The 10,268-nt window shown below is 62.3% G+C and carries 9 protein-coding genes and 1 pseudogene; 5 read left to right on the top strand and 5 right to left on the bottom strand.

Features of this window, described 5'->3' with window-relative positions:
- From C9I57_RS21215 to C9I57_RS21200, 4 genes are all read left to right on the top strand, one after another.
- On the top strand, positions 1 to 448 hold a 448-nt coding region (locus tag C9I57_RS21215; RefSeq protein ID WP_146166241.1), incomplete at its 5' end, for a DUF3348 family protein.
- Between the two features lie 9 nt (positions 449 to 457).
- Positions 458 to 2,539 carry a DUF802 domain-containing protein gene (locus tag C9I57_RS21210; protein ID WP_107152583.1) on the top strand — a complete coding sequence of 694 codons (2,082 nt, stop codon included), beginning with the start codon at positions 458 to 460 and terminating at the stop codon, positions 2,537 to 2,539.
- Positions 2,536 to 3,183 (top strand): OmpA family protein, encoded by a 648-nt coding sequence (locus tag C9I57_RS21205; RefSeq protein WP_107152582.1) that lies wholly within the window; start codon positions 2,536 to 2,538, stop codon positions 3,181 to 3,183. Before C9I57_RS21210 ends, C9I57_RS21205 begins: the two co-directional genes overlap by 4 nt.
- Positions 3,176 to 3,838 carry a DUF2894 domain-containing protein gene (locus C9I57_RS21200; RefSeq protein ID WP_107152581.1) on the top strand — a complete coding sequence of 221 codons (663 nt, stop codon included), beginning with the start codon at positions 3,176 to 3,178 and terminating at the stop codon, positions 3,836 to 3,838. Before C9I57_RS21205 ends, C9I57_RS21200 begins: the two co-directional genes overlap by 8 nt.
- A gap of 73 nt (positions 3,839 to 3,911) precedes the next feature.
- Here C9I57_RS21200 and C9I57_RS21195 read toward each other — a convergent pair whose 3' ends face one another.
- From C9I57_RS21195 to C9I57_RS21185, 3 genes are all read right to left on the bottom strand, one after another.
- Positions 3,912 to 5,618, bottom strand: a complete 1,707-nt coding sequence (locus tag C9I57_RS21195; RefSeq protein WP_107152580.1) for a pyrrolo-quinoline quinone — start codon at positions 5,616 to 5,618, stop codon at positions 3,912 to 3,914.
- Positions 5,619 to 5,798: 180 nt separating this feature from the next.
- Entirely contained in the window at positions 5,799 to 6,047 is a 249-nt protein-coding gene (locus C9I57_RS21190) for a hypothetical protein (RefSeq protein WP_107152579.1), read from the bottom strand.
- The gene (locus C9I57_RS21185; protein ID WP_107152578.1) at positions 6,044 to 7,303 is read right to left on the bottom strand and encodes an alkaline phosphatase family protein; all 1,260 of its coding nucleotides are present in this window, start codon (positions 7,301 to 7,303) and stop codon (positions 6,044 to 6,046) included. The genes C9I57_RS21190 and C9I57_RS21185 overlap by 4 nt, the downstream gene beginning before the upstream one ends.
- Positions 7,304 to 7,485: 182 nt before the next feature.
- On the opposite strand from C9I57_RS21185, the gene C9I57_RS21180 reads away from it, so the two are divergent.
- Complete coding sequence (locus tag C9I57_RS21180; RefSeq protein WP_107152577.1) at positions 7,486 to 8,190, top strand: J domain-containing protein; 705 nt, start codon at positions 7,486 to 7,488, stop codon at positions 8,188 to 8,190.
- A gap of 69 nt (positions 8,191 to 8,259) precedes the next feature.
- On the opposite strand, the pseudogene C9I57_RS21175 reads toward C9I57_RS21180, so the two are convergent.
- Together C9I57_RS21175 and C9I57_RS21170 are read right to left on the bottom strand one after the other, a co-directional pair.
- Positions 8,260 to 9,563 (bottom strand): annotated as a pseudogene (locus tag C9I57_RS21175) (MFS family transporter).
- Between the two features lie 310 nt (positions 9,564 to 9,873).
- Entirely contained in the window at positions 9,874 to 10,254 is a 381-nt protein-coding gene (locus C9I57_RS21170) for a DUF5594 family protein (protein ID WP_107152576.1), read from the bottom strand.
- Positions 10,255 to 10,268 lie beyond the last annotated feature (14 nt).

Raw genomic sequence — 10,268 nt, 5'->3', positions numbered from 1 at the left:
GCGCCGGGAAGGCCTCATCGAGGCAAACGAGGTAGTCGACTACACCGTTTTTCGCCATTGCTATCTATCGATGCAGCAGGCGATGGACGCGAGCATCGGCACGCTGCGCGAACGCCTGCGCCGATCGCTGGCGGGGAAACAGCCCGCGCTGGCTCAGCTCGCGGCTATCGATGCGGTCATGGAGCGCGCACTGAGTGCGCGCGAGCACAATCTGCTGACAGCGATACCCGACTTGCTCAATGTTCGTTTCGAGCATCTGCGCCGAGCGAATCAGGACCCGGCCGCCGCCGACGACCGCGACGGCGATGCTGAAAGAGGCAACCCGCCCGCTCCGCACGATGCGTGGCTCGACGCATTTCGTCACGAGATGCGCAGCGTGTTGCTCGCCGAACTGAGCCTCCGTTTTCAACCGGTCGAGGGGTTGCTCGCGGCCCTTCGCACGAGCTGACGAGACGTTATGTCCAGAAATTCGATCAATCTTGTTGTGTTCCTGGCGGGACTCTGCGCTGCGTGCTGGATCGGCTTCGGCTATATCGGCACGAATCCGCTCGCCTTCGCTGTCACGTTCCTGATCGTTGCGTGCTATCTCTCAGGCGCATGGGAGTTGCAGCGCTATCAGCAGGCGACGGCCACGCTCGTGCGTGCCGTCACGGAGCTCTCCGGCCCACCGCCGAGCCTCGCGGCATGGCTCGAACGATTGCACCCGAGCCTCGGCAACGCGGTGCGTCAACGCATCGAGAACGAACGGGCAGCGTTGCCGGGACCGACGCTCGCGCCGTATCTCGTCGGCTTGTTGGTGTTGCTCGGCATGCTCGGTACGCTCCTCGGCATGGTCACCACGCTGCACGGCACCGGAACGGCACTCGAAAGTGCAATGGACATCGAAACGGTCCGCGCAACGCTCGCCGCACCGGTCAAAGGATTGGGGTTCGCGTTCGGGACTTCCATCGCGGGCGTGGCGACATCGGCCATGCTGGGGCTGCTTTCGGCGCTCTGCCGGCGCGAGCGCATTCTCGCGGCACAGATGCTCGACCAGAGGATCGCGACGACATTGCGGTCCTATTCGCAAACGCATCAGCGAGAGGAAACACTGCGGCTGCTGCAACGGCAGGCTGAAGCCATGCCGGTCCTCGTCGATCGGCTACAGGCCATGATGGCCGCCATCGAGCGGCAAAACGAAGCATTGAACGAGCGGCACGCCGCCCATCAAGAAGCGTTCTACAACAGAGTCGAGGCCGCTTACGATCGCCTCGCTTCCTCCGTGGCGCAATCGCTGAAGGCGAGCGTCGCCGAGAGCGCGCGCGTGGCCAGTACGACGCTACAACCGATCGTCGACACGACGATGCAGAGCCTCGCGCGCGAGACCACGACATTGCATGGCACCATCAAGCATGCCGTCGATCAGCAACTGCACGGTCTAGCGGCCGGGTTCGAAGCTTCCACTGCCGCCGTCGCGAATGTATGGAGCCAGGCGCTCGCGGAACATCAGAAGTCGAGCGAGGCGCTTGCCACGCGCCTCAGCCTGTCGCTCGATCAGTTCAACGAAACGCTCACGCAGCGCACGGGTGATCTGCTCGAAGGCGTCTCGGCTCGCCTCGAAGCCGCGGCGGATAGCGTGTCGGGCACGTGGAATCAGTCGCTGTCACAACAAGAACGAATCAACGAGCGGTTGGCGGACCGCAACGAGCGCGCGCTCGCCGTTGCCGCGGCCACGTTCGAGCAGAATGCGGCATCGCTCATTGGCGGCGTGGATCGGTCGCATCGGAAGTTGCAGGAGGACCTCGCATCACAGGATCGGCAACGACTCGTGGATTGGACGCAAACGTTGGGCTCGATGGTCACGACGCTGAGCGCGCAATGGGAGCAGATCAATGCGCTGACGGCAAGTCGGCAAAAGGAGATCTGCGACACGCTCGCGCGCACCGCGCAGGATATTTCGGCTCAAACAAAGGCGCACGCGAGCGACACGATCGCCGAAATCTCCGGGCTCGTGCAGGCGGCCTCGGAAGCGCCGAAGGCAGCGGCGGAAATCATCGGCGAGCTGCGCGAGAAGCTTTCGGAGAGCATGGCCCGCGACACGGCGATGCTCGAAGAGCGCACCCGCTTGCTCGAAACGCTTCAGACGCTGCTCGATGCGGTCAATCATGCCTCCTCGCAACAGCGGGAGGCGGTCGATTCGTTGATTGCGACGTCTGCCGGCCTACTCGATCGCGTGGGCGCTCAGTTCTCCAACAACGTGCAGGCCCATGCCGAAAAACTCGGTGCGGTGACGGCGCAAGTCACGGCCAGCGCCGTGGAAGTGGCGAGCCTCGGCGAAGCGTTCGGCGCGGCCGTGCAGTCGTTCGGCGAATCGAACGACAAGCTGCTGACGCATCTAAGCCGAATCGAAACGGCGCTCGACAAATCGCTCTCGCGCAGCGACGAGCAGCTCGCCTACTACGTCGCGCAGGCAAAAGAGGTCATCGAGCTCAGCATGCTGTCGCAGCAGCGGATCGTCGAAGAGATGCAGCAGGTCTCCGGTCGGGAGACGGCGGCATGATCGACGAAATCGACGGAGGCGTGGAGCCGACGACGCCCGTCTGGGCCGCCTTCGGTGATCTGATGTCGGTGCTGCTCGGCATTTTCGTGCTGATCCTCGTTAGCGTCATCGGCGTTCAGTTGCAGCTTTCGGCGAAGCTGCAACAAGCGGTGAAGGAGCGACAGCTCGAAGCGGCGCGTCGCCATGCCTTGGAGCAAGCGCTGGCCGGGCCGCTGGCCGCTGGCCGCGTCACGCTCGTCAATGGGCATATCGGCATCAGCGGCAGCCTGCTCTTCGCGTTGAACTCCGATGAATTGCAGCCGCAGGGCCGCGACATTCTGAAAAGCCTGGCCGGCCCGCTCTCCGCGTATCTGCACGCTCACGACGAGATGCTGATGGTCAGCGGCTTTGCCGACGACCGACAGGTGCGCGAGGGCAATCGGCGCTTCGCGGATAACTGGGAGCTGTCGGCGAAACGCGCATTGACGGTGACGCGCGCGTTGATCGATGAGGGCATTCCCGCCTCGTCCGTCTTCGCGGCTGCCTTCGGCTCCGAGCAGCCCGTCAGCTCGAATTCCGACGACGTGGGGCGGGCCAAGAACCGCCGCGTGGAAATTGCGCCTGTGCCCAGGCCCGCGAAGGCAATGTCGACATCCCATGAATAGCGCCGCAACCGAGGCGCGTGCAAGGCTCGAGCAATGGAAAGCGCGCGGCGCCGATGGCCATGACCCCATTCGCTTTAAATTCATCGAGGCATTGGAGAGACGCGCCGCCGAGCAATGCGGCGAAGCGCGACGTATTCTCGAAGAGAGGCTGTCCGTACTGATCCAGGCTTACGTAGATGAAGTCGAGAGCGCCGCTTCGCAGACAACCCATACCGTGGTAGCAATGGCGCCGCGCGCGCCTGCTCGTGGGCTGCTCGCCGAGCTCGTCGATTCGATTGCCAATCGATCGTCGGTAAGCGGCACGAGCTTGCGCACAGGCGACGCCGCGCACTGGCGCCACCCCGGAGCGGAGTTCGAGGCGCTCGGGTACTTCAGGGAAGTCTGGTCCAAGGTCAATGTCGAAAGTCAATTGAGGCAGTCGCTCGAGCAGGTACCCGACAATGCGGGCCCACTCAATTCGGAGAGCCTCGTCCACCGGGCGCTCGCGCTCATGCAAAAGACGTCGCCGGGCTATCTGAGGCAGTTTTTGTCGTACGTCGAAGCGTTGACGTCTATGGAACGGATGAACGTCGGCGGCGTCCTGGCAGGCAAAGAAGCACCTCGTTCCGGGAGCACGAGGAGCGCGACGAAGAGCACAAGGAGTAAGCTGCGCTAGGCGCTTTCCTGTCTGCTACTGCCAAGCTACTGATTGATAGGTCGTCGTCCCCGCCCGTCGATGAAGCAAATGGCTACTTGGTGCCCAACAACCCAAACACCGCCACGCCGTTCGTCGCCCCGACGTACACCTTCCCGTTCGCGATCATCGGCGTGATGAATTTATTGCCCGCGCCGAACTGATCGCGTCCATTCGGAGATTGGTTGCTGTTATAAAGCTCGTGCGCGAGATTCGTCGCATCGTACGCGTAGAGCCCCGCGATGTTGCCGTTCTGCGCGGCCCAGACGATTGCATTCGAGGAGCCGTTTGCCGATATGCTCGGCGTCGTCCCCGGCGCGCCGAAAGTTTCCGGCGACTGGCTCGTGGGCGTCGTCGAAAAACGCGCATTGGACACGGTGAACGCTTTGACGTGGTCGTCGACCGAGCCGTAGTAAACCGTGCCGCCAAAGTACGCCGGCATGCCGAATTCCCGGCCGATTAGTTGCCCGCTGATCTCCTGATAGATGTTGTTCGCGCCTGGATTGAACTTGCCCATCGAATCGCGATTGACGATGTAGATGTTGCCATCTTTCCCCGCCCCTATCGCGAGATGGTGCACGACGCCCGATGCGTCAGTGAAGTCAGGCAGCAGGAGCGCCCCGCCCGAGCCGAGATCGACGTCCCCTTGCGATGCAGTAGCCGTGTCGAACTGATTGAAGTAGTCGGCGACCGCCAGGCCGTTCGTCGTGCTGAGCTTCAGGAAAGCATTTCCAAAATCTCCGAGCGCCGGAAAGCCGTTCGCATTCAGCGTCGTGTCGAACGTGCCGTTTGCATCGAGGAAATAGATCGATTGTCCGTCCGATGCCATGCCGGCGCCGCTCATCCAGATCGACCCTTCCGTGCCGTTTGGCGTGAGGTTCAGGACGCTCGTCTGCTTCAAAGTGTCGGCGCTATAAGCGATCACCCAGCCGTTGTATGGATCATGGTCGCAATGCGAAGTCCAGCCCGTGTAGATGTTGCCGTTCAGTTCCAGCAACGACTGACGCTCCGCGTATTGCTTCGGGTCGAAAGTCAGAACCCCGCCGGCACTGTTGGGACCGTTGCCCGGGAACGACGCGGCGACTTCAGTCGGGCCGCCGAACAGCTCGGCGCCGGTCGTCACGTCGAGCGCATGAATGCGCTGGTGATAGTTGCCCGATGCATCCTTCGACATGCCGACCACATACATCGCGCCATGCGGTCCGCGAGAACGGTCGATCACCGGCGTGGAGGTGATGCCGATTTCCGGAGAGATCTGGAAGCAGCCGAAGTCGTCGCTTGGCGTTTCGTTGGCACCGAGCGTGGAGACGTGCCATAGGGGTGTGCCGCTATCGGCATCGAACGCGTAGACGCTCGCGTGCTCTGTCTCGACGTAGAGCACGTTGTGGGATCCGCCCGCGATCGGCACTGAGGCAAGGTAGAGAGGCTCTGCGTCGACCTTTCCGTCCGTGGCGAAAAAACCGATCTTGCCGAACGTCGTCGCATTCACGTTGGCAAGCGTCAGTGTCGTCTCGGCCAACTGCTGACCCGTGCGGGCGATATCGTTGTGATAAGTCGCCACATCGACGGCCATCGCACCCGACGATCCCGACGATCCCGACGAACCGCCTCCCGGCGAAGCCCCTCCCGACGAGCCTGCTCCCGAGCCTGCCCCGGAGCCCGCGCTCGAATCCGAGCTCGAACTGCCGCCGCCGCCACAACTGGCGAAAAACACGGCAAACAGCAGCGCATAGATGCGGCTCAGGCAAGGCGAGAGTCTCATTTGCCCACTCTCCCAACGCAGCTGACCGGGCGGGTGAAGTCGATCGCGATAGCGCGATTATCGCGCCACGCCACGCGATCGCGCGCATTGACAGTCATGTTGGCGGGAAAAGCGGATGCTTTGGCGGCAACGCGGTCAGCTGCCTATGGGAGTCTCGACAAGCATCCGGCCGGCTAAGGCCTAAGGCCGACCATGATGGCCCCGCCGATGGCGATGTTTGGCGCGCTCCGTCAGCAGTAGCGGCATCAGCTCCTCAATGTATTGCTTCGCGTGGCCACGCGTAGACAATTGGCGGAAGCGCGCATGCGCCCTCTCGCGCCCTACCAGAGCAATGTGCGCCTTCCTCAGCACGTGGAGGTAGGCCATCAGGCTGGTACCGTCGCGCAAGGGCTCGTCGTCGCGCCTATCCGGGGCGGAATATTGGCTCATGCTCCAATCCTTTGCGGGCAGTCCGCGCGGAAAGTCGTCGTGACGAGCGACAGCAGATCGTTCGCAGTTTTGTCCCGGTCGGTCAACGGGTCGAGGCCGAACAGACGCCCGACGGTTGCAAGAACGGAACTATGGTCATAGACGGTATGCTCGACGTGGCCGCGAGCAACCCATGGCGAGACGACAATTGCAGGCACGCGCACGCCATAGACGTTAAACGGGAAGCCGCTGGCGTTCAGCGTGTCAGGCGCGCCGTCGTTCGGCGGTGCGGCAGCGCCGGGCGCGACGGAATCGTAGAAGCCGCCATGCTCGTCGTAGAGGATGACGAGCAGACTGTTCTGCCAGATCGGTGAATTGCGAATCGCGTTATTGACGCGGGCCGCGAGTTGATCGCCACCGGCCAAACCGTCCATGGGATGCTGCGAAGTACCGCCCTCGTAGGTATCGTGGACGATGTCGCCATACCCTGGCTCGATGAACGTGTAGCGGGCCGTATAGCCGGCCGCGAGATCGTCCGCGAAGTGCGACAGGTCATCGACATCGAAAAAGCTGATGCCTTTCAGCGATGCGACTTGCGGCACGCGCCCCAGGAGCGTGCCCGTTTCGTCCTGATAGAGGCGGTAGCTATCCGCACCGGTCTTGCGGAGCGCGTCGAAAATCGAACCCTTCGGATAGCCGAAGCCGTCCAGGGTCTCCCATTCGGCCAATTCAGCGCGAGTCGGCGAATGGTCCAGCCCAGTCGATGACGCACCATGCAGGAAAAACCGATTCGGCCAAGTCGGGCCCGGCATCGACGAGTGCCAGCCATCGCAGAGTACGAACTCCGTCGCCAATCGATAGAGCGACGGCGCCTGTTTCTCGATGTCGACGCCGAGCATGATCTTGCCGACGTCGGCCGGCCGCGGCGGGGAGCCTTCTGTCTGCGTCGTCGCGTAGTTTGCGACAAAGCCGGAGTTGTTGATCGCGGGGTACGCCTGGCCCCTTTGAAATCGCGCGCCGGCGCCGCATAGTTGTTCGACGACATCGGTAAATTCATGCCCGGGATCGGTGGGCATCTGGTCGGGCGCACCTCCGCCGAACGCGTACGTAGTGTTCGCGTACGGGTTGGAATGATTGGACGTCGCCGCGACGATGCCGGGTATGCCCGACAACGCAAACATGTGGTCGAAAGATCGGTTTTCGAGCATCAGCACGAATACGTGCTTGATACGCTCCGGGAGCGGCGGCGAGGTTTCGGCCGTTGCTTCGTCGGTCATGTTCCCCCCTTATCGTCCGATGGCAACCGGCCTGATTCTAGCTACCTTTTCGCGCAAGCCAAAGCCAATCGCGGGTCGCTACGCCGAACGGACAAGGCCTACGCAAAGTCGGTCGTCGCGCGACTCGGCGCCGCCGAACAAATGCTACGATCGACGGCATGCATATTTGATCCAGGCGAACGATGGCGACGTTGTACGAAACGTTGGGTGTGCGCGAAGACGCCACTGATGACGAAATCAAACGCGCATATAGAAGGGCGGCGATGAAAGCGCATCCCGACCGCAATGTCGGGCGCGAAGCGTCGGCACACGGTCGATTTCAGGAAATCAAGGAAGCTTACGCAATCCTGTCGGACCCGGTGCAGCGCCGCGTCTACGACGCGGTCTATGCCGAGGAGGTGAGCCGTCTCGCTCGCCGCCGCGAAGAAGAAGAGCGTTTGAAGGCCAAGCGTGAGGCGGCGCGCCAGGCCGAGTACGCGCGGTTCGTCACCCTCGCGATGCGCTTCGCCGAACGCGGCTACAGCCGCGACGTCCTGTTCGGCGTGCTATTGGGGCGCGATTGCGAGGTCGAGCTCGCCGGACGCATCGCTGATAGCGTCGCCGCACTGCATGCCTCGCGCCAACCGGCCCAACCCCGGGATGTGAACGGGGACGATCGAGCGCCCCGAGACGAGGAAGCTGTGGCGCAGGCGGCGGCACCCGAGAATCCGGACCCGCAATCGGACCCGCAAGCTAAACCGGAAGCGAAACCGCAAGCGAAACCGGACACGTCCTCGCCGCGGGACCGGGAGCCAACGCCGAGTGAGGACGCCGATACACGGGGTGAACGCGCGCATGCCAACTTATTCAGTACGCTATGGCATGGCGTTTTCGGGCTGCGTCAGTAAGAAGCACGATTGGCGATCGCTCAACGGGAAGACAGCGATTCGGCAATCGGGTTGCGCTCGCGCCACCGCCTACGGCTCGTTGCGCAGGTACCCCTCCTTCGAAGGATCGCGCATGCGTAGCGCGACGATGCCCGCGAATGCGCACATCGCTGTCACGTACCAGTAGAACATCGACTCGCTACCCGCCTGCTTCAGCCACAGTGCAACGTACTCGGCCGAACCGCCGAATATCGCGTTGGCAACCGCATACGAGAGGCCGACTCCGATTGCGCGAACCTCGGGTGGGAACATTTCCGCTTTGATCAGGCCGCTAATCGACGTATAGAAGCTGACGATCGCGAGCGCGATCACGACCAGGACAAATGCCGCATAAGGGTTCGTTACGCCCTCGAGCGCATGAAGTAAAGGCACCGTACCGATAACCGCGAAAGAAGCAAAGAACAGCATCGATCGGCGCCGGCCGATGCGATCGGACAGCGCACCGAAAAGCGGCTGCATCAGCATATAGACAAAGAGCGCGCCGGTCATCACCGTACTCGCGGTCTTTGCATGCATGCCCGCTGTATTCACGAGGTACTTCTGCATGTAGGTCGTGAACGTATAGAACACGAGCGATCCGCCTGCCGTGAAACCCACGACAGTAAGAAACGCACCGCGATGCTGCCACAATCCGCGGATCGTGCCGGCCTCCCGGCGCGAGCGGGTTTCCGTGGTGGCGGTTTCGTCGAGGGACTTGCGCAAATAGAGCGCGACAAGCGCTGCAACGGCCCCCATGACGAACGGAATTCGCCACCCCCAGGCCTTCAAGTCCTCGGTGCTCAGGGTTTGCTGCAAATAACGAGCGCGAGCACGGCGCAAAGTTGCCCCCCGATGAGCGTCACATATTGGAACGAAGCAAAGAAACCGCGCCGCCCTTGCATCGCGACTTCGCTCATGTAAGTCGCGCTAGTCCCGTACTCGCCGCCGACGGACAGCCCCTGGAACAGCCTTGCGACCAGCAGCAGCGCGGGCGCGAGCACACCAATTTGAGCGTAGGTGGGCAGGACGGCGATCACGAGCGAGCCGCCGCACATCATGAACACGGACACCATCATCGCCGTGCGTCGGCCGTGCCTGTCCGCCAGCCGCCCGAAGAACCAGCCCCCGATCGGACGCATGAGGAAGCCGGCCGCGAACACCCCGGCAGTGTTGAGCAGCTGCGTCGTAGTATTGCCGCCCGGGAAAAAAGCGGGGGCAAAATACAACGCGCAGAACGAATAGATGTAGAAGTCGAACCACTCGACCAAGTTGCCCGATGATGCCGCCACAATGGCAAAGATGCGTCGCCGCGTATCGTGTTCGGCGATGAGAAGCTGAGTCGACTGGTCCGTCATAGGTCTAGCTTTGCCTTTTTTTGAAAAATGGAGAATTCCGCGCCCTGCTCCCACGCCGCGAAGAAAGAGTGCCCCTCGCGAGTTTGATGTCGCGATAATGTAATTATCTTGAAAGACTTATGCAATGTCGGGGCAATCCCTCATTGCGCGGCAGGGTGCTTCGGCTGCATCGCAACTGCGAGCCGGACCGGCTAGAGCTAGATTCGGTGCGTCGAATGGGCACCGGGCGAGATATTGGAAGGGGCTGCGAGCAATAGCCGGCTCGAGGCATGCTCGATGCCCGTCGGCAGCGCCCGCAAATTTTGGATGCTTACCCTTCGAAGTCCAGATTGCCGAGCAGAATGGCGGGCTCCGCTTGCGAGCGTGACGCGAAATCGATGTCACGTGCGGCCTCCCATGCCGACAGCTTGCGCGGCAAGGCTTCGAGGTAATGCGCGAAGCGTGCGCGGCCATGGGGACCGACAAGCGTTTTGATCTCGTCCGGGTCCCACGTGAACCGGATGTTGAGCGGATGTTCATAGCCGCGTATGTGCTCGTGCGGCGCACTGCGCAACACGATGGCGGTGGGATGTTCAGCATCGCCACACGGAACCACCTCCGCGTGTGCTCTTCCTTCGAAGATCTGAGCCAGCGTCTGTGCGATACGCGGCGCGAATTCGATATCGAATCGGCGGGCCAGGTCGGCATCCATCAAATGTCTCCAGA

This window comes from Trinickia symbiotica (assembly GCF_003028655.1).
Taxonomy (GTDB): domain Bacteria; phylum Pseudomonadota; class Gammaproteobacteria; order Burkholderiales; family Burkholderiaceae; genus Trinickia; species Trinickia symbiotica_A.
The sequence above is the reverse complement of the archived record's forward strand: the minus strand, read 5'-3'. Positions and strand labels throughout refer to the sequence as shown.

Bases quoted from the DNA above. Each gene is read 5' to 3' on its own strand.
- C9I57_RS21180 (WP_107152577.1), top strand. From the start codon at position 7,486: ATGGCGACGTTGTACGAAACGTTGGGTGTGCGCGAAGACGCCACTGAT.
- C9I57_RS21195 (WP_107152580.1), bottom strand. From the start codon at position 5,618: ATGAGACTCTCGCCTTGCCTGAGCCGCATCTATGCGCTGCTGTTTGCC.
- C9I57_RS21205 (WP_107152582.1), top strand. From the start codon at position 2,536: ATGATCGACGAAATCGACGGAGGCGTGGAGCCGACGACGCCCGTCTGG.
- C9I57_RS21190 (WP_107152579.1), bottom strand. From the start codon at position 6,047: ATGAGCCAATATTCCGCCCCGGATAGGCGCGACGACGAGCCCTTGCGC.
- C9I57_RS21170 (WP_107152576.1), bottom strand. From the start codon at position 10,254: ATGGATGCCGACCTGGCCCGCCGATTCGATATCGAATTCGCGCCGCGT.
- C9I57_RS21200 (WP_107152581.1), top strand. From the start codon at position 3,176: ATGAATAGCGCCGCAACCGAGGCGCGTGCAAGGCTCGAGCAATGGAAA.
- C9I57_RS21210 (WP_107152583.1), top strand. From the start codon at position 458: ATGTCCAGAAATTCGATCAATCTTGTTGTGTTCCTGGCGGGACTCTGC.
- C9I57_RS21185 (WP_107152578.1), bottom strand. From the start codon at position 7,303: ATGACCGACGAAGCAACGGCCGAAACCTCGCCGCCGCTCCCGGAGCGT.